Source organism: Kluyvera sp. (assembly GCF_965301105.1).
Genome location: NZ_CBDKZX010000040.1, coordinates 1 through 17417, shown reverse-complemented (window position 1 = coordinate 17417; position 17417 = coordinate 1). Strand labels below are relative to the sequence as shown.

The 17417-nt window shown below is 55.1% G+C and carries 17 protein-coding genes; 8 read left to right on the top strand and 9 right to left on the bottom strand.

Going from position 1 to position 17417, the window contains the following annotated elements; all coding sequences use genetic code 11:
- The first annotated feature begins 14 nt into the window (after window positions 1-14).
- Window positions 15-1460 carry a metalloprotease TldD gene (tldD, locus tag ACW14G_RS14230; RefSeq protein ID WP_249022682.1) on the top strand — a complete coding sequence of 482 codons (1446 nt, stop codon included), beginning with the start codon at window positions 15-17 and terminating at the stop codon, window positions 1458-1460.
- Between the two features lie 53 nt (window positions 1461-1513).
- Here tldD and ACW14G_RS14225 read toward each other — a convergent pair whose 3' ends face one another.
- The gene (locus tag ACW14G_RS14225) at window positions 1514-2128 is read right to left on the bottom strand and encodes a YagU family protein (protein WP_163446528.1); all 615 of its coding nucleotides are present in this window, start codon (window positions 2126-2128) and stop codon (window positions 1514-1516) included.
- Between the two features lie 241 nt (window positions 2129-2369).
- A complete protein-coding gene (gene aaeR / locus ACW14G_RS14220) occupies window positions 2370-3296 on the bottom strand; it encodes an HTH-type transcriptional activator AaeR (RefSeq protein WP_167574939.1) in 927 nt (308 codons plus the stop codon).
- A 129-nt stretch (window positions 3297-3425) separates the two neighbouring features.
- Here aaeR and aaeX point away from each other — a divergent pair, with 129 nt between their 5' ends.
- Genes aaeX through aaeB form a run of 3 tightly spaced genes read left to right on the top strand, consistent with a single transcriptional unit; the run spans window position 3426 to window position 6542 of the window.
- The gene (gene aaeX / locus ACW14G_RS14215; RefSeq protein WP_064541762.1) at window positions 3426-3629 is read left to right on the top strand and encodes a p-hydroxybenzoic acid efflux pump operon protein AaeX; all 204 of its coding nucleotides are present in this window, start codon (window positions 3426-3428) and stop codon (window positions 3627-3629) included.
- 7 nt (window positions 3630-3636) lie between these two features.
- Entirely contained in the window at window positions 3637-4569 is a 933-nt protein-coding gene (gene aaeA, locus ACW14G_RS14210; RefSeq protein WP_163446526.1) for a p-hydroxybenzoic acid efflux pump subunit AaeA, read from the top strand.
- A gap of 5 nt (window positions 4570-4574) precedes the next feature.
- Window positions 4575-6542 (top strand): p-hydroxybenzoic acid efflux pump subunit AaeB, encoded by a 1968-nt coding sequence (gene aaeB, locus ACW14G_RS14205; RefSeq protein ID WP_163446525.1) that lies wholly within the window; start codon window positions 4575-4577, stop codon window positions 6540-6542.
- 32 nt (window positions 6543-6574) lie between these two features.
- Here the strand turns inward: aaeB and ACW14G_RS14200 are convergent, their stop codons facing one another.
- Window positions 6575-7948 (bottom strand): CoA transferase, encoded by a 1374-nt coding sequence (locus tag ACW14G_RS14200; protein WP_419058649.1) that lies wholly within the window; start codon window positions 7946-7948, stop codon window positions 6575-6577.
- A 104-nt stretch (window positions 7949-8052) separates the two neighbouring features.
- Between ACW14G_RS14200 and ACW14G_RS14195 the strand changes: the two genes are divergently transcribed.
- Window positions 8053-9507, top strand: coding sequence for an NAD-dependent succinate-semialdehyde dehydrogenase (locus ACW14G_RS14195; RefSeq protein WP_167574941.1), 1455 nt, complete (start codon window positions 8053-8055; stop codon window positions 9505-9507).
- 25 nt (window positions 9508-9532) lie between these two features.
- Window positions 9533-9808 carry a barstar family protein gene (locus tag ACW14G_RS14190; protein ID WP_167574942.1) on the top strand — a complete coding sequence of 92 codons (276 nt, stop codon included), beginning with the start codon at window positions 9533-9535 and terminating at the stop codon, window positions 9806-9808.
- Window positions 9809-9860: 52 nt separating this feature from the next.
- Here the strand turns inward: ACW14G_RS14190 and yhcN-B are convergent, their stop codons facing one another.
- From yhcN-B to argR, 3 genes are all read right to left on the bottom strand, one after another.
- Complete coding sequence (gene yhcN-B, locus ACW14G_RS14185; RefSeq protein WP_064541780.1) at window positions 9861-10127, bottom strand: DUF1471 family stress response protein YhcN-B; 267 nt, start codon at window positions 10125-10127, stop codon at window positions 9861-9863.
- 119 nt (window positions 10128-10246) lie between these two features.
- Window positions 10247-10510, bottom strand: coding sequence for a peroxide/acid stress response protein YhcN (yhcN, locus tag ACW14G_RS14180; protein ID WP_065356166.1), 264 nt, complete (start codon window positions 10508-10510; stop codon window positions 10247-10249).
- 375 nt (window positions 10511-10885) lie between these two features.
- Window positions 10886-11356: a transcriptional regulator ArgR gene (gene argR / locus ACW14G_RS14175; RefSeq protein ID WP_035891195.1), complete on the bottom strand. Its 471-nt coding sequence runs from the start codon at window positions 11354-11356 to the stop codon at window positions 10886-10888.
- Between the two features lie 444 nt (window positions 11357-11800).
- On the opposite strand from argR, the gene mdh reads away from it, so the two are divergent.
- Window positions 11801-12739: a malate dehydrogenase gene (mdh, locus tag ACW14G_RS14170; protein WP_163447761.1), complete on the top strand. Its 939-nt coding sequence runs from the start codon at window positions 11801-11803 to the stop codon at window positions 12737-12739.
- Between the two features lie 57 nt (window positions 12740-12796).
- On the opposite strand, the gene degS is transcribed toward mdh, so the two are convergent.
- From degS to zapG, 3 genes are all read right to left on the bottom strand, one after another.
- Window positions 12797-13864: an outer membrane-stress sensor serine endopeptidase DegS gene (gene degS / locus ACW14G_RS14165; RefSeq protein ID WP_163447762.1), complete on the bottom strand. Its 1068-nt coding sequence runs from the start codon at window positions 13862-13864 to the stop codon at window positions 12797-12799.
- 90 nt (window positions 13865-13954) lie between these two features.
- Window positions 13955-15331, bottom strand: coding sequence for a serine endoprotease DegQ (gene degQ, locus ACW14G_RS14160; protein ID WP_249022684.1), 1377 nt, complete (start codon window positions 15329-15331; stop codon window positions 13955-13957).
- Between the two features lie 138 nt (window positions 15332-15469).
- Window positions 15470-15868, bottom strand: a complete 399-nt coding sequence (gene zapG / locus ACW14G_RS14155; protein ID WP_064541800.1) for a Z-ring associated protein ZapG — start codon at window positions 15866-15868, stop codon at window positions 15470-15472.
- Between the two features lie 198 nt (window positions 15869-16066).
- Here zapG and zapE point away from each other — a divergent pair, with 198 nt between their 5' ends.
- Window positions 16067-17191 carry a cell division protein ZapE gene (gene zapE / locus ACW14G_RS14150; protein WP_163447764.1) on the top strand — a complete coding sequence of 375 codons (1125 nt, stop codon included), beginning with the start codon at window positions 16067-16069 and terminating at the stop codon, window positions 17189-17191.
- Window positions 17192-17417: the final 226 nt, after the last annotated feature.

Genomic DNA, 17417 nt, shown 5'->3' with positions numbered 1-17417 from the left:
TGAGTAACGAAATAATGAGTCTAAACCTGGTAAGTGAACAATTGCTGGCGGCGAACGGCCTGAATCATCAGGACCTGTTTGCCATTCTTGGTCAACTCACGGAGCGCCGTCTGGACTATGGCGATCTCTATTTTCAGTCCAGCTATCACGAATCCTGGGTTTTAGAAGACCGTATCATTAAAGACGGTTCTTACAACATCGACCAGGGCGTCGGCGTGCGTGCGGTCAGCGGTGAGAAAACTGGCTTTGCCTACGCCGACCAGATTAGCCTGCTGTCGCTGGAGCAGAGCGCGCAGGCGGCACGTACCATCGTGCGCGATGCGGGCGACGGTAAAGTACAAACCCTGGGGGCGGTTGAACACCCGGCGCTGTACACCTCGCTGGATCCGCTACAAAGCATGACGCGCGAAGAGAAACTGGATATTCTGCGCCGCGTCGACAGCGTCGCGCGTGCCGCAGACTCGCGGGTGCAGGAAGTTACCGCCAGCCTGACCGGCGTGTATGAGCTGATTCTGGTGGCGGCAACCGACGGTACGCTGGCGGCGGATGTGCGTCCGCTGGTGCGTCTGTCGGTCAGCGTGCAGGTGGAACAAGACGGTAAACGCGAACGCGGCGCCAGCGGCGGCGGCGGTCGTTTTGGCTATGACTATTTCCTGGCTGACCTCGACGGTGAAGTCCGCGCCGACGCGTGGGCGAAAGAAGCCGTGCGCATGGCGCTGGTCAATCTGTCGGCAGTCGCTGCGCCGGCGGGGACGCTGCCGGTTGTGCTTGGCGCGGGCTGGCCGGGCGTGCTGCTGCACGAAGCGGTGGGCCATGGTCTGGAAGGCGACTTCAACCGTCGCGGCACTTCGGTCTTTAGCGGGCAGATGGGCCAACTGGTGGCGTCTGAGCTATGTACGATTGTGGATGACGGTACGATCGGCGATCGTCGCGGTTCCGTGGCGATTGACGATGAAGGCGTGCCGGGTCAGTACAACGTCTTGATAGAGAACGGCATTCTGAAAGGTTACATGCAGGACAAACTCAACGCGCGCCTGATGGGCGTGGCGCCAACCGGTAACGGGCGTCGTGAATCTTATGCGCATCTGCCGATGCCGCGTATGACCAACACCTACATGCTGGCGGGCAAATCCACGCCGCAGGAAATTATTGAATCCGTGGAGTACGGCCTGTATGCGCCTAACTTCGGCGGTGGCCAGGTGGATATCACCTCCGGGAAATTCGTCTTCTCAACGTCGGAAGCCTACCTGATTGAAAACGGTAAGGTGACTAAGCCGGTGAAAGGGGCCACGCTGATTGGTTCCGGTATCGAAACCATGCAGCAGGTGTCGATGGTCGGTAACGATCTGAAGCTGGATAACGGCGTAGGCGTTTGTGGTAAAGAAGGTCAGAGCCTGCCGGTTGGCGTTGGCCAGCCGACGCTGAAGGTGGATAACCTGACCGTTGGCGGCACCGTCTGACCTGAAAAGTGATATGCGTGAATGGCGCGACTCCCGGAGTCGCGCCATTTTTTTTAGCGAATATGATCCAGCGGAATCTCGGGGTCCGGCTCATGAGTAATACGGTTACGTAAATCACGACGAATGATTTCAATAGACCAGAACCAGATCAGGTGCCCGACGATTTCGGAGACGTGCTCGTACCAGGGAAGTTCAAAAAGCGGCGGTGTTAATCCCATCAATGGGAATGAGATCATATGGACGAAAAGTTGGGCTAAGGCCCCTGCAAGCAGACCCTGCCAGAGTTTAATTTTCGGGAAGACTTCCGCGACTACGCAATAGCCAACAGCGAAGACGATAGAGAAAATAATATGTGTGACGCCAACCCAGTTAAATATATGACCGGCAAATGTATATACCACCGCGTTAGGGTCGGCAACACCTAACCAATCGCGTAGAAATACATAGGGTGGGTTCAGGAAATTGCGCGAACAGTCAATTTGACCGGCCGCTCTGATCAATTGTTCCGGCCCGCATGCGCTGCTAAATAAATCAGTAGGGCTACGTGGAGGCAGCGGAACTTCTGCACCCCATTTGACGAAGGCCGAGACAATCCCAGCGATTAAACCAATGAACGCGGCGAGTCCATAGCGCCGGCGTGAAGGCGGCGTCATTTCAAATAGATTCATAGATGGCCCTTGTCTAAAGTAATCCTGAATATTGCATGCTTATTATTTATATCTGCAACTAATATAATAGTCTCAATTTCAGATATAAATAATAAGATAGGTGACGCTCGGCGGTAGTGTCAATTCGCTAATCTTGATAGTCCAAAGGTGGATATTTTAGATTAGCGATAACGATGTGGTGAAGATATTCAGATAAAGTATATCTATAGTCTTTTTTAAGGTTTAAAGACATATCCCTGCACTACTCTTTCCTTCTTCCGCGCATTCCCTGAAATAATTCCGCCACTTCAACAAAATACTCGGTCAGGTAGTTGATGCAGACTTGCACTTTTAGCGGCAGTTTGTCTTTCTCGGTATACAGGGCATACACCGGACGGGGATCGGACTGATAACGTGGGAAGAGAATTTCCACGTCCCCGCGGTTGATCTCCTCGATCACCCACATCAGGGGCACGTAGGCCAGCCCGGCGCCTGCCGAAAGCCAGCGGGTGAGCGTCATGGGATCGTTGGTGACAAAACGTCCTTCGGGAATGAGGCGCGTGGAAATGCCTTCCGGGGCGATCAACTCGAATTCGTTATCCGGGCGTACGCTGTACTCCAGCCACGAGTGATTGGCGAGGTCGGCGGGTTTCTCCGGCACTCCCGCCTGTTGCAGGTAGCTTTTCGCGGCGCACACCACCATCGGCATCGCGCCTAACCGACGTGAAAAGAGGCTGGAATCTTGTAAGGATCCGACGCGAATGACCACGTCCAGCCCGTCGGCAATCAGGTCTGGCGCGGGAATGCCGGTGACCAGATTGACCGTTAACTCGGGATACTTTTTCAACATATCGGCGGTGATCCGTGCGAGAACATTTTGTGCCATAGTTGAAGAGCAGCCGATACGCAGCGTTCCAATCGGCGTGTTATTAAACGCGTAAAGCTGTTCGTGAACATCCTGGACTTCGTGCAGCATGCGGCGGCAGCCCTGGTAGTAAATTTTACCGGCTTCGGTTAAACCAATGCTCCGCGTACTGCGATTAAGCAGTTTGACCTGGAGCTCATCTTCCAGTTTAGAGACAGTCTGGCTGATGGAAGAGACGCTCATTTGTAGCTGTCGTGCCGCGGCGGTAAAGGAGCCATGCTCGACAACCTTGGCAAACACCGACATCCGTTTTAATCGTTCCATTGTTCACTCTGGCTTAAAAGTGATTTGCATCACACTATGTAGATAAGGCTATAACAGTTACGTTAATATACTGTTAGTTGCATAACTAAAGTTTCAATCTCACCTGCACGCTAGTCTAGTAAGGTCAACATGAGCCTGTTTCCTGTCATCGTGATTTTCGGTCTCTCTTTTCCACCGATCTTCTTTGAGCTGCTGTTGTCGCTCGCCATTTTTTGGGTGGTGCATCGAGTGCTGGTGCCAACCGGGATCTACGATTTTGTCTGGCATCCCGCGTTGTTCAACACGGCACTGTATTGCTGCCTGTTTTATCTGATATCACGTTTGTTCGTTTGAGGTAGATGTGAAAACACTAACAAGAAATATCTCCCGTACCGCGATTACGGTGATACTGGTTATCCTGGCGTTCATCGCTATTTTCCGCGCCTGGGTCTATTACACCGAATCCCCCTGGACTCGCGATGCGCGCTTTAGCGCGGACGTCGTGGCTATCGCTCCCGACGTGTCGGGCCTCATTACTGGTGTACAGGTCAAGGATAACCAACTGGTTACCAAAAATCAGGTTCTGTTTGTGATTGATCAGCCGCGCTACCAGAAGGCGCTGGCCGAAGCAGAAGCCGATGTCTCCTACTACCAGGCGCTGGCTGAAGAGAAAAGCCGTGAAGCCGGGCGTCGTAACAAGCTAGGCATCAATGCGATGTCGCGTGAAGAGATCGATCAGTCTAACAACGTGCTGCAAACCGTTTTGCATCAGTTAGCGAAGGCGCAGGCAACCCGCGATCTCGCGCGTCTTGATCTTGAGCGTACCGTAATTCGCGCGCCAGCAGACGGCTGGATAACCAACCTGAACGTCTATGCCGGTGAGTTTATTACCCGAGGTTCCACGGCGGTGGCGCTGGTGAAACAGCACTCCTTCTACGTGATGGCCTATCTGGAAGAGACCAAGCTGGAGCGCGTGCGTCCTGGCTACCGTGCGGAAATTACGCCGCTGGGCAGTAACCGCGTATTAAAAGGAACCGTTGACAGCATGGCGGCGGGCGTCACCAACGCCAGCAGCAGCGTCGACAGTAAAGGGATGGCGACCGTTGATTCCAACCTGGAATGGGTACGCCTGGCCCAGCGCGTGCCGGTCCGTATTCATCTTGATGACGAACCGGGTAACCTGTGGCCAGCGGGCACGACCGCTACGGTGGTGATCACCGGTGAAAAAGATCGCGATGCCAGCCAGATGACGTTCTTCCAGAAACTGGCGCTGCGCCTGCGTGAATTCGGTTAATCGCCATGGGCATCTTCAGTATTGCCAACCAGCACATCCGCTTTGCCATCAAACTGGCCTGCGCGGTGGTGCTGGCGCTGTTTGTCGGCTTTCACTTTCAGCTTGAAACTCCGCGCTGGGCGGTGCTGACCGCCGCGCTGGTGGCCGCCGGTCCGGCCTTTGCTGCGGGGGGCGAACCTTACGCGGGGGCGATTCGTTACCGCGGGATGCTGCGTATTGTAGGCACCTTTATCGGCTGTATCGCCGCGCTGGTGATTATTATCACCATGATCCGCGCGCCGTTGCTGATGCTGCTGGTGTGCAGCATTTGGGCCGGTTTCTGCACCTGGATCTCGTCGCTGGTGCGCGTCGAGAACTCCTACGCCTGGGGGCTTTCCGGCTATACGGCGCTGATTATCGTTATTACCATTCAGGCCGAACCGCTGTTAACGCCGCAGTTCGCAGTAGAGCGCTGTAGCGAGATCGTGATCGGTATCGTCTGCGCGATCGTCGCCGATCTGCTGTTCTCTCCGCGTTCGATCAAAAAAGAGATCGATAACGAATTGGATTCGATGCTCATCGATCAATACCGCCTGATGCAACTGTGCATTAAGCACGGTGACAGCGATGAGATGGATCGCGCCTGGCTTGCGCTGGTGCGCCGCGCTACCGCGCTGGAAGGTATGCGTAGCAACCTGAATATGGAGTCATCACGCTGGACACGCGCTAACCGTCGCCTGAAAGCGCTAAATACCGTCTCACTGACGATGATCACCCAGGCCGTTGAAACGTTTATCATGCAGAATTCGCGCCCGGAGCTGGTGACAGACGCTTACCGCGAGCTGTTTGAGGAGCCGGTCGAGACGGTGCAGGATGTACATCGTCAGCTTAAGCGCATGCGTCGCGTGCTGGCGTGGACCGGCGAACACGATACGCCGGTCACCATCTACAGTTGGGTCGGTGCGGCCACGCGCTACCTGCTGCTCAGACGTGGTGTGGTTGGCAACGCCAAGATCAGCGCCCGCGAAGAAGAAATTCTGCAAAGCGAAGTGGTGGTGAGGCCGGAATCCGCCGAACGTCATCATGCGATGGTCAACTTCTGGCGTACCACGGTTTCCTGCGCGCTGGGCATTTTATTCTGGTTATGGACCGGCTGGACCTCAGGTAGCGGGGCGATGGTGATGATCGCCGTGGTGACCTCGCTGGCGATGCGTCTTCCCAATCCGCGCATGGTTGCGATCGACTTCCTTTACGGGACGATTGCCGCTTTGCCGATCGGCGCGCTCTATTTCCTGGTGATCATGCCCGCCACCCAGCAAAGTATGTTCCTGCTGTGCCTGAGCCTGGCGGTGATGTGCTTCTTTATCGGCATTGAGGTGCAGAAACGGCGGCTGGGCTCGCTTGGCGCGCTGGCCAGTACCATCAACATTCTGGTGCTGGATAACCCGATGACTTTCCACTTCAGCCAGTTTCTCGACAGCGCGCTGGGGCAGATTGTCGGTTGCTTTATGGCGCTGATCGTCATTCTGCTGATTCGCGATAACTCGCGCTTGCGCACTGGCCGTGTGTTGCTGAACCAGTTTGTGTTTGCCGCCGTTTCGGCGATGACCACCAATATGGCGCGGCGCAAAGAGAACCATCTGCCGGCGTTGTATCAGCAGCTCTTTTTACTGCTGAACAAGTTTCCCGGCGATGTCGCTAAGTTCCGCCTGGCGCTGACGCTTATCATTGCGCACCAACGCCTGCGTGACGCGCCGATTCCAGTCAATGACGATCTGTCGGCTTTCCACCGCCAGTTGCGCCGCACCGCCGATAAGGTGATTTCGGCCAGCAGCGACGATAAACGCCATTACTACTTCTCGCGGTTGCTGGATGAATTGAGTGTTTACCAGAATAAGCTTCGCGTCTGGGAAGCGCCCGAGCAGGTGACGCAGCCGGTTGAACGGCTGGTGGCGATGCTGCATAAGTATCAGAGCGCTTTAACCATCAATTAGTTAATTTCCCGGGCCGAATAGACCCGGGAAATTTACCACCACGCGGCCTCGTGTGCCCCCAGCGGCATCGCTGGCTGCGAGAAGCGCATCGGCGTGTGCGCCAACGACAGCGCGCTATTGAAGTAACGCAGTTCGCCAAACGGCCCCTGTTCCACTGCCATCGCGCTCGCGATGGCTTGAGCATCCGGTGGCGGTACGTGACGCCACTCAGCCAGGCTTCCCAACTCCTGTAACCATGTTGCCGTTCGACACAGCGATACATCCACCTGCCATGCGCCGCCTTCGTGACGTTGACGCTCCAGCGCTATCAACACACCGAGTGTCGCCAGGTAGCCGCTCAAATAGTCGTTGGGATAGGTTGGCCCCAGCTGCGGCTGGCCTCCTTCGCCCTGCGCCACCGCCATTCCCGTCACCGTTTGAGCCAGTTGTTCAAACCCTGGACGGTCTTTCCATGGCCCCCGATGTCCGTAGCAGTTGAGGTTCACGGTGATAATGTGCGGATTGTTGCGCGCCAGTTCCTCATTGCTGAGCCCATAGCGGGCGAGCGCGCCTGGGCGATAGCTCTGCACAAACACGTCGCCATCGCGCACCAGCTGCGCCGCTCGCCTTGCCCCATCGGCGCTGGACAGTTCGAGGTAGGCGTTGCGTTTACCGTGATTGGTATCGACGTCAAACGGCAGAATACGTGGGCGATAGGGAGATGAGATATGCAGCACGTCAGCGCCCATTTGCGTCAGCCCGCGGGTGGCAGTTGGCCCGGCAATCACATGCGTGAAGTCCAGCACCCGCAGCGACTGAAGAACCCGCTCATTGCCGTACTGGCGAGGTTTAGGGGGGCTGTCGGTCAGACGCGTGAAGCGGATTAGCGGCTCCTGGCTCACCGCCAGCCCCTGAGGATGCGCCAGCCATTCATCATGACTGCGGGCGATTGCCGCGCACAGCCCGGCGCGGGCTATCGTCTCTTCGAGCGCCTCGGCGTTCCATTTTGCGACCGCCTGCGCCACTCTGGCGCGGTTATTCGGCACATCAAGGATATCGAGAATACCGTCACGCAGCCGCGGGTATCCGCCGTGCAGGAAAATCCAGCGGTTGTCCTGGGTCAAATAGAAATCGGTAGTGGGATAGTCGGGATCGTTGTACTGCCAGTTATACCCGTTCTGTTGCTGAAAGGTCACCGCGTGGGTCGATGCGGCGGCACAGTGGGCGTTAACGTGAATGTCCTGCTGAGTACCTCTCAGCGCATCCAGCATAATCCCCTGCAGCGCCAGTATTGATGCGGCGGCGTCACCGATGGCAAACGGCGTGGGATAAATTGGCCCACAACCGCTTAACGTCACCTTATTCGTAGCGAAATGCGCCAAACCGAGTTCCTGGCGCAGCTTATTGAAAACAGGATATTCACTCATCACAGCACGCTTCCCCGTCATTAATGCGACTTTCGTTATTCTGGCAACTATTGCCGTAAAAGCGATAGCTATACTTAACTGGAAACACTTTTCAGGAGGGTGTAATGACCACGCAAGCGCTACAGGACAATGACCTTTTTCAAACAGGCTATCTGGTCAATGGCGAATGGCGCCATCTCGACGCCACCTTTGACGTGCTGAACCCAGCAACGGGCGAGGTGGTAGCAAAGGTAGCGAAGGCCGGAAAGCATGAGACCGAACAGGCGATTGCCGCCGCGGCAAAAGCGTTCCCACAGTGGCGGGCAAAAACGGCAAAAGCGCGCTCGGAGCTGCTTTATCGCTGGTATCAGCTGATGATTGAAAATAAAAGCTGGCTGGCGCGTCTGATGACCATTGAACAAGGCAAACCGCTGAAAGAGGCGGAAGGGGAAGTGGATTACGCGGCGAGCTTTATCCAGTGGTTTGCCGAACAGGGCAAGCGGGCAAATGGGGAGATCATTCCCCCGGCGAAACCCGGCTCGCGCATTCTGGCGACGCGTGAACCGATTGGCGTGGTGGCGGCGATCACGCCGTGGAACTTCCCGATGGCGATGCTGACTCGTAAGCTCGGCCCGGCGCTGGCCGCGGGCTGTACCGGGGTGATTAAGCCTGCCAACAACACGCCGCTCTGCGCGTTCGCGCTGCTGGCGCTGGCGAAGAAGGCCGGGATCCCTGACGGTGTGCTGAACGCGGTGGCGGGGAACACGGCAGAAATCAGCGACGCCATAATGGCGAGCCACGACGTGCGTAAGATCTCCTTCACCGGCTCGACGGCGGTGGGGAAAACGTTGGTGCGTAACGCTGCGGAAACCATGAAGAAAGTCTCGATGGAGCTGGGGGGCAATGCGCCCTATATCGTCTTTGAGGATGCGGATATCGACGCGGCGGTACAGGGGGCGGTAGCCAATAAATTCCGCAACGCCGGGCAGGTGTGCGTCAGCGTGAACCGTTTCTATATTCACGATAGCGTCTATGACCGTTTCACCAGCCAGCTTGCCGCCGCCGTGAAAGCGCTGAAAGTCGGCAACGGTCTGGATGATGGCGTGGTCGTTGGCCCGCTGATTGAAGCGGCGGCAGTGAAAAAAGTGCGTGAGCACGTAGAAGACGCCGTCTCGAAGGGGGCGAAGGTGCTGGCTGGCGGTCAGCCTCATGAGCTGGGCGGCAACTTCTGGCAGCCGACGGTGCTGGGCGACTGTCAGGAACAGATGTTGCTGGCGCAGGAAGAGACGTTTGGCCCGCTGGCGGCGTGCTTCCGCTTCCGCGATGAGGATGATGTTATTCACCGGGCGAATGATACGCCCTACGGCCTGGCCGCCTATTTCTATACGCAAAACCTGTCTCGCGTGTTCCGCGTCTCGCAGGCGTTAGAAAGCGGGATGATCGGTATTAACGAATGTGCAGTGTCAACTGAGCTGGGGCCATTCGGCGGCGTTAAGGAGTCCGGGCTGGGGCGTGAAGGCTCGGTGCTGGGACTGGAAGAGTACCTTGAGGTAAAAACGCTGCACATTGGGGGACTTTAGTTTGCAGGATGGGAGAGGGCGTGAGATGAAAATCTATACTTTTGATTTTGACGAGATAGAGGATCAGGGCGATTTTTATCGGGAGTTCGCTCAACTCTTTGCCCTCGATCGTGAGTCGATTCGCGATTTGGATGCACTTTGGGATGCGGTCACCGGCCCACAAATGCCGTTACCGCTGGAGATCGAGTTTATCCATCTTGACGACAAGCAGCGTCGTCGCTACGGCGCGCTGATTCTGCTGTTTGATGAAGCGGAAGAAGAGCTGGAAGGGATGCTGCGGTTCAACGTGCAACGAGCATAAAAAAGCCCTCGCATAAGGGCGAGGGCAAGTCGTCGGACAAGACGACGAGGGTTTATTTGTACAGCTCAGCCGTAGCGTGCCAATGGTCGCCGGTACGGGCTTCAATAATGCGGTAGCTGCTGGCGCCTTGTTTTTCGGCTTTAGCGGCTAATGCGCTGCGCATATCCATCGGGTCGCTACCGATCTGAGAAACAGAAACGGTGCCGACGGATTGCAGATTCTGTGCCTGCTCCGCGTTAACCTGTTGCACTGCGGCACTTGCGCCGAAGGACAGAACGGATGCCAGACCAAGGGATGCGATGATCATTGCGCTTTTCATAATGTTTTACTCCTCACCATATTCTTCATTCTTCAGCGGTGAGAGGATGTTGTTTCTGATTCCTGGGACCGCTGGGTATTAAACTTTTCTACACTGCCGACGTGCTGCCTGACGCGAACTTATTTGTACAGTTCAGCCGTTGCGTGCCAATGAGCGCCGGTACGCGCTTCAATGATGCGATAGGATGATGCACCTTGTTCTTCCGCTTTTTTGTTCAGCATTTCGTGCATATCCATCGGAGATGAACCGACGGAACCGATGGAAACGGTGCCGATTGACTGACGGCTTTGTGCTTGATCGCTGCTGATAGAGTCAGCGGCAAACGCACCGAAAGAGATAACGGAAAGGATGCTCAGAGCGGCAACAGTTGTTTTGATTTTCATGATACTCACCTCGTCGAATTTTTTTGGAAGGTCTTTGTTTTGTGACCCTCATCACGAAATTAAGTATACACTAATCACATAAAATATTAATACCTAGCTAATGGTTTCGCGTGTAATTAGATCTCAAAAATCGTCATTTTTAGAACAGATACGTATAAAAAAAGAGACATTTTGGTAAAGTTAAGTGTTAATAGTGAGCAAAATCAAATAGATATTAGAATTTGATTTTTTGTGCGCTTATGAACGGATATATTCACTGGATCTATGATTGTGGGCAGAAAATCGCACTTAATGTTAACGAGACGGGAGTGAAACGTAGGGGAATTTGCAGTTAAAGCAGCTCCTCTGGTGGACCAGAGGAGAAAGGAAGAGGGATTACAGCTCCTGCTCGAACAGAACCTGGATGGCCTCGTAGAGATCTTTAACGGTGAACCCGCGTGCCGGCGTGGTGAAAATCGTGTCGTCACCGGCAATACTGCCGAGAATGCCTTCCGCTTTGCCCAGAGAGTCAAGCAGGCGAGCGATCAGCTGTGCAGCGCCGGGGCTGGTATGGATAACCACGACCGCATCGTTGTAATCAATATCCAGCACCAGATTCTTCAGCGGGCTGGTGGTTGTCGGCACGCCCAGCTCGGCCGGCAGGCAGTAAACCATTTCCATTTTAGCGTTGCGGGTACGCACGGCGCCAAACTTGGTCAGCATACGAGAAACTTTGGACTGGTTAATATTATCGAAACCTTCTTCCTGCAAGGCCTGAACAATTTCGCCCTGAGAGCTAAATTTTTCTTCCTTCAGTAATGCTTTAAAGGCTTTAACTAATTCTTCTTGTTTAGTTGAACTTCGCATAAGTCACCCGAGTATGGTGGTGAAATTAACATTATTATGCATATAGGTGAATTTTTATGCAAAATAATTTGCTCCAGAGGCTAAGCCAAATAGAGAAAGGGCGGATTTTATCAAAAATTAGACCTAAGAAACATGCCTATATCACGGGATCCAAATAAGTTAAAAGTAAATGAAATGTTATTAAATTGCTGTTGTTTTACGCAACGTGCTGAGTATATTGTAATCGATAGTTGATGAAAATTTGGTTTCGTAGAAAGGCCTTTTTCTGGGAGTAGTGCGGATGCTGTTGAATGGCCCGCATTCTGTAAGCAATTATATTGTAATTATTTACCTTGTGAATTAAGGTCGCCGCAATGGAGTAACAACTGGTATCTCCTGCGTTGGTTTATGCGGTCCACGACAGGTTGTTACCTGAAAGTCATTAACCATAATAAGGAGTTTAGGATGAAAGTCGCAGTCCTTGGTGCCGCCGGCGGTATTGGCCAGGCGCTTGCCCTACTACTAAAGACCCAACTGCCTTCAGGTTCAGAACTCTCTCTCTATGATATTGCCCCCGTCACGCCAGGTGTGGCGGTCGATCTCAGCCATATTCCGACGGATGTTAAAATCAAAGGCTTCTCCGGTGAAGACGCTACACCTGCGCTGGAAGGGGCTGATGTGGTCCTGATTTCCGCCGGTGTGGCGCGTAAGCCCGGTATGGATCGCTCCGATCTGTTTAACGTTAACGCCGGTATTGTCAAAAACCTGGTGCAACAAATCGCCAAAACCGCCCCGAAAGCCTGTATTGGTATTATCACCAACCCGGTGAATACCACAGTGGCCATTGCCGCTGAAGTGCTGAAAAAGGCGGGCGTATATGACAAGAACAAACTGTTCGGCGTGACCACGCTGGATATCATCCGCTCCAACACTTTCGTGGCGGAGCTAAAAGGTAAAAGCGCCAGCGAAGTTGAAGTGCCGGTGATAGGCGGCCACTCTGGCGTGACCATTCTGCCTTTATTATCGCAAATCTCCGGCGTGAGCTTCTCCGATCAGGAAGTGAACGACCTGACCAAACGCATCCAGAACGCGGGCACCGAAGTGGTGGAAGCGAAGGCGGGTGGCGGCTCGGCTACGCTCTCCATGGGCCAGGCGGCGGCGCGTTTCGGCCTGTCTCTGGTTCGCGCCCTGCAGGGCGAGAAGGGCGTGGTTGAATGCGCCTATGTCGAAGGGGACGGCCAGTACGCGCGCTTCTTCTCGCAGCCGCTGCTGTTAGGTAAAAACGGGATTGAAGAACGCCAGTCGATTGGCAAACTGAGCGCTTACGAACAGCAGGCGCTGGAAGGTATGCTTGAGACGCTGAGAAAAGATATTCAGCTGGGTGAAGATTTCATCAATAAATAAGGCGTGACGCCTTAGACGTGACAAAGGGGCCAATGGCCCCTTTGCTTTTTCTGCTGCTTAGCCCGACGCCGGATATTCCTGAATGGTGACCTGCATGGTCAGTTTCTTATCATCACGCATCACGACCACCGGAATGACCGATCCCGGACGAATCTCGGCGACCTGGTCCATGGTTTCCAGCGCGGAAATCGCCGGTTTGCCGTTGACCGAAATAATCACGTCGTTGTTCTGAATACCCGCCTGTGCCGCCGGGCCATCCGGGGCTATCTCATTGACGACAATCCCCTGAATTTGATCGATACCGCCGCCCTGTGAATGCAGCGGGGCAATTTCTCGTCCGCTGATGCCGATAAAGCCGCGAATCACGCGTCCGTCACGAATCAGCTTATCCATAATTTTGGTTGCCAGCTGGAACGGAATGGCGAAACTCAGCCCCTCCGGGGTTTCACCGTCGTTACTCTTATCGAAAGAGAGGGTGTTAATGCCCATCAGCTCACCCAGCGAGTTGACCAGCGCGCCGCCGGAGTTACCGTGGTTGATAGAGGCATCGGTCTGCAGAAAGTTCTGTCGACCACTTGGGTTGAGGCCGATACGACCGGTCGCGCTGATAATCCCCTGGGTAATGGTCTGCCCGAGGTTGTACGGGTTGCCGATGGCCAGCACTACGTCACCGATGTGCGGTGTGCGCTTCGGGTTAATGGGGATGACCGGCAGGCCGCCGGTGGCGTTGATCTTCAGCACCGCCAGATCGGTCAGGCTATCGGAGCCGACCAGCAGGGCTTCAAACACGCGACCATCCTGGAGGGCGACGATGATCTGATCGGCATCGTTGATCACATGTTTGTTGGTAATAATGTAGCCGCGCTCGTCCATGATCACCCCGGAGCCGAGCGTTTTGATTTCCAGCTGATTATTGGTGTTGCTGTTCAGACTGCGGTTATAGACGTTCACCACCGCAGGGGCAGCGCGGCGCACCGCCGTGTTATAGCTGGCGGGGGCTTCATCTGTACTGCTAAAGCGCTCGGTGGATAACGGATTCCACTGACGCAACGAAGGGACGGTGACAATGAGTATGCCGCCAACCAGTAAACCAAGTGCAACCGAACGTAAGAGCTTTACAAGCATGATACAGGCATCGTTGATGAGGAAACTGGACGAAGCATACCACGAGAAAAACCGGACATACATTCCAGGCTATGCCCGGTTTTTCGTGGATTAGCGCAGAAGCAGGTAAATACTTTCATTACCGCGTATGACATTCAGCGCGATAACCGCCGGTTTCGCTTCCAGCACTTTGCGCAGTTCGGCAATCGACTGTGTCGGCTGGCGGTTGATACCGATGATGACGTCATCTTTATGCAGGCCGATTTGCGCGGCAGGGCTACCTTTTTCCACACCAGAAATGACAACCCCTTTAGTGCCGCTTTTCGCCTGGCCATCGCTGAGCGATGCCCCTTCCAGCGCCGGGATAATCAGCTGTGCGCTGGCGGTTGATGAGGCGCTCTTATCCAGCGTCACCTCCACTTCCAGCGGTTTACCGTCGCGGAGCAGGCCCAATTTGACCTTCGAACCCGGTTCCGTGGTGGCGATGCGGGAACGCAACTCGGCGAAACTGTTCAGCGGCTTGCCGTTCAGGCTGGTAATCACGTCGCCGGATTTAATTCCCGCTTTTGCTGAACCGGAGCCAGGCAGCACTTCGCTAACGAATGCCCCGCGCTGCACATCGAGATTAAACGCTTTGGCGATGTCGGCGGTCATCTCCATACCGCGGATGCCGAGCAGGCCGCGTTTGATTTCACCGAACTGAATCAGCTGTTGAGCGAGGGTCTGTGCCATGTTGCTGGGGATAGCAAAGCCGATACCGACGCTGCCGCCACCGGGGGCCAGAATGGCGGTGTTGATACCGATCAGCTCGCCGTTCAGGTTCAGCAGCGCGCCGCCGGAGTTGCCGCGGTTGATAGCCGCATCGGTCTGAATGAAGTTCTCCAGCCCTTCCAGATTGAGGCCGCTACGGCCCAGCGCCGAGACGATACCGGATGTGACGGTCTGCCCCAGGCCGAACGGGTTCCCGACGGCCACGGCGAAGTCGCCCACGCGCAGTTTGTCGGAATCGGCGATGGCGATTTGCGTCAAATGGCTGGCTTTCTGGATTTGTAACAGCGCAATGTCGCTCTGGTCGTCGCTGCCGATAAGCTTCGCTTCAAACTCACGGCCATCGTTCAACTGAACGCTGATTTTCTGCGCGTCGCTGATGACGTGATTGTTGGTTAGCACGTAGCCTTTAATGGCATCAATAATGACGCCGGAGCCCAGACCTTCAAACTGCTGGGTGGGCTCATTGGCCGTGTTGCCGCCATCGTCGCCAAAGAACTTTTTGAGCTCGTCTGGCACCTGCTGATTCACGGGGGCCGTTCCTTCTACCTGAACGCTCACCACCGCAGGCAGCACTTTCTCCAGCATCGGCGCGAGGCTAGGCAGCGCGCCCTGGCCTGGAACCTGTGTCGGCAGCGACGCGAACGCCGGCGCTGGAGCGGCGAGGGATAACCCAACGCTTAACGCCAACGCACTTAACAGTAAAGTTGATTTATTCATTGATGCTGGCCCTCATGACCCTGGATGCAAGAACACGACTTCCCGAAAAGACTGATGTTATTGAAGTAAATATAGACGGCGTAGGCAGAAGAGGACGGGCGCATGCCATGCGCCCGTAAAATATTTGTGGAATGCAGATTAATCGCGTTTTGCACCGCTACGCAGCAGACCGGATGCGCCGTCGGAGTAGTCGCGCGGCATCTGTACCGGCGCCTGATCGTTTCCGGCTTCGGACTCGGCCAGACGGTTGCGGAACGGGTTGGCTTCCGCAGACATGCCCGGCAGCAGATTGCTGGAGCTTTTCGCCATGTGCTGGTAGATCTGGCGATAGTCATCGGCCATGTTATCGAGCAGCTCGGCGCTGCGGGCGAAATGGCTGACCAGCTCTTCGCGGTACTCTTCCAGCTCGGCTTTGTTTTTCTCCAGCTCGTACTGCAACGCCTGCTGCTGGCGTAATTTACGATTACCAAAACGCATGGCTACGGCACCGATGATGATACCGACAACTAACCCAATTAGCGCGTATTCCCAGGTCATGAACATCTCCCATTGTTTTGTTGTTCCGTAGGGTATTGGCGGCTTCGGCAACTCCATACCAGCGCCCGATAGTGCCACTATAACCGCTAATCCTGTAGAAGTGGAATCCTGACGCATCATCGCGTAGTGTAGAACGGACTTTTTTTAGTCAATCGTGAAGTAAGACATACCGGTTTTCAAAGGAATAACAATTAGATCATGCAAAGCCAGTCCCCCACATCGCGCTACCTTCAGGCCCTCGAGGAGGGCAGCCATCAACCTGACGATGTTCAGCGCGAGGCGGTAAACCGTCTCGATACCATTTACCAGGAACTCCAGCATAAAACGCCCGTCTCCGCCCCTGTCGGTGGCCTGCGCGCGCGTTTTGGCAAACTGCTCGGCAAGAAAGAGCCTGACGCGCCGAGCGCCGTACGCGGCCTGTATATGTGGGGCGGCGTGGGGCGAGGGAAAACCTGGCTGATGGATATGTTCTATCAAAGCCTACCGGGCGAGCGGAAGCAGCGCCTGCACTTCCACCGCTTTATGTTACGCGTGCATGAAGAACTGGCCGCGCTCCAGGGGCACACTGACCCGCTGGAAATTGTGGCCGAACGCTTTAAAGCCGAGACCGACGTGCTGTGTTTTGATGAATTTTTTGTTTCCGATATTACCGATGCCATGCTCCTTGGCGGCCTGATGAAGGCGCTGTTCGCGCGCGGTATTACGCTGGTCGCGACCTCCAACATTCCGCCGGATGAACTGTATCGTAATGGGCTACAGCGCGCGCGCTTCCTGCCGGCGATCGAGGCGATTAAAGAGCACTGCGATATCATGAATGTCGATGCTGGCATCGACTATCGTCTACGCACGTTGACGCAGGCGCACCTGTGGCTTTCGCCGCTCAACGCAGAGACCCGCCAGCAGATGAATAAACTGTGGCTGGCACTGGCGGGGACGCCGCAGATGAACCAGACCACGCTGGAGATTAATCATCGTCCGCTGCCGACTCTTGGCGTAGAAAACCAGACGCTGGCGGTCTCCTTTAATACCCTGTGTGTCGACGCACGCAGCCAGCACGACTACATTGCGCTGTCGCGTCTGTTCCACACCGTGATGTTGTTTGACGTGTCTGTGATGACGCCATTGCTTGAGAGTGAAGCGCGCCGCTTTATCGCGCTGGTGGACGAATTCTACGAACGCCATGTGAAGCTGGTGGTGAGCGCCGAAGTCGAGTTGTACAACATCTATCAGGGGGAGCGACTGAAATTTGAGTTCCAGCGCTGCCTGTCGCGTTTGCAGGAGATGCAGAGCGAAGAGTATCTGAAGCGTGCGCATATGCCTTAAAGCTCCCCTCTCCCCGTGGGAGAGGGGCTGGGGGTGAGGGCATCAGGCCGCACATCCCCAAACCCTGAAAAACCCGCAGCAAATCACATAAAGGGGTCGACCTTTGACCCCGACTTCTCTATAATCTTGCGACCCCACGTTACAAGAGAGTTTTTTTCCCAAAACTTTCTCTGCGCCGGCATAGGCTATTCGAAGGGGTAGGTTTGCTGGACAATGTCGTGTGAAC

Coding starts and splice junctions, on each gene's coding strand:
- mdh (WP_163447761.1), top strand. CDS start 11,801: ATGAAAGTCGCAGTCCTTGGTGCCGCCGGCGGTATTGGCCAGGCGCTT.
- aaeB (WP_163446525.1), top strand. CDS start 4,575: ATGGGCATCTTCAGTATTGCCAACCAGCACATCCGCTTTGCCATCAAA.
- argR (WP_035891195.1), bottom strand. CDS start 11,356: ATGCGAAGTTCAACTAAACAAGAAGAATTAGTTAAAGCCTTTAAAGCA.
- degS (WP_163447762.1), bottom strand. CDS start 13,864: ATGCTTGTAAAGCTCTTACGTTCGGTTGCACTTGGTTTACTGGTTGGC.
- aaeR (WP_167574939.1), bottom strand. CDS start 3,296: ATGGAACGATTAAAACGGATGTCGGTGTTTGCCAAGGTTGTCGAGCAT.
- ACW14G_RS14225 (WP_163446528.1), bottom strand. CDS start 2,128: ATGAATCTATTTGAAATGACGCCGCCTTCACGCCGGCGCTATGGACTC.
- tldD (WP_249022682.1), top strand. CDS start 15: ATGAGTCTAAACCTGGTAAGTGAACAATTGCTGGCGGCGAACGGCCTG.
- yhcN-B (WP_064541780.1), bottom strand. CDS start 10,127: ATGAAAAGCGCAATGATCATCGCATCCCTTGGTCTGGCATCCGTTCTG.
- degQ (WP_249022684.1), bottom strand. CDS start 15,331: ATGAATAAATCAACTTTACTGTTAAGTGCGTTGGCGTTAAGCGTTGGG.
- yhcN (WP_065356166.1), bottom strand. CDS start 10,510: ATGAAAATCAAAACAACTGTTGCCGCTCTGAGCATCCTTTCCGTTATC.
- ACW14G_RS14190 (WP_167574942.1), top strand. CDS start 9,533: ATGAAAATCTATACTTTTGATTTTGACGAGATAGAGGATCAGGGCGAT.
- ACW14G_RS14195 (WP_167574941.1), top strand. CDS start 8,053: ATGACCACGCAAGCGCTACAGGACAATGACCTTTTTCAAACAGGCTAT.
- zapE (WP_163447764.1), top strand. CDS start 16,067: ATGCAAAGCCAGTCCCCCACATCGCGCTACCTTCAGGCCCTCGAGGAG.
- ACW14G_RS14200 (WP_419058649.1), bottom strand. CDS start 7,948: ATGAGTGAATATCCTGTTTTCAATAAGCTGCGCCAGGAACTCGGTTTG.
- aaeX (WP_064541762.1), top strand. CDS start 3,426: ATGAGCCTGTTTCCTGTCATCGTGATTTTCGGTCTCTCTTTTCCACCG.
- zapG (WP_064541800.1), bottom strand. CDS start 15,868: ATGACCTGGGAATACGCGCTAATTGGGTTAGTTGTCGGTATCATCATC.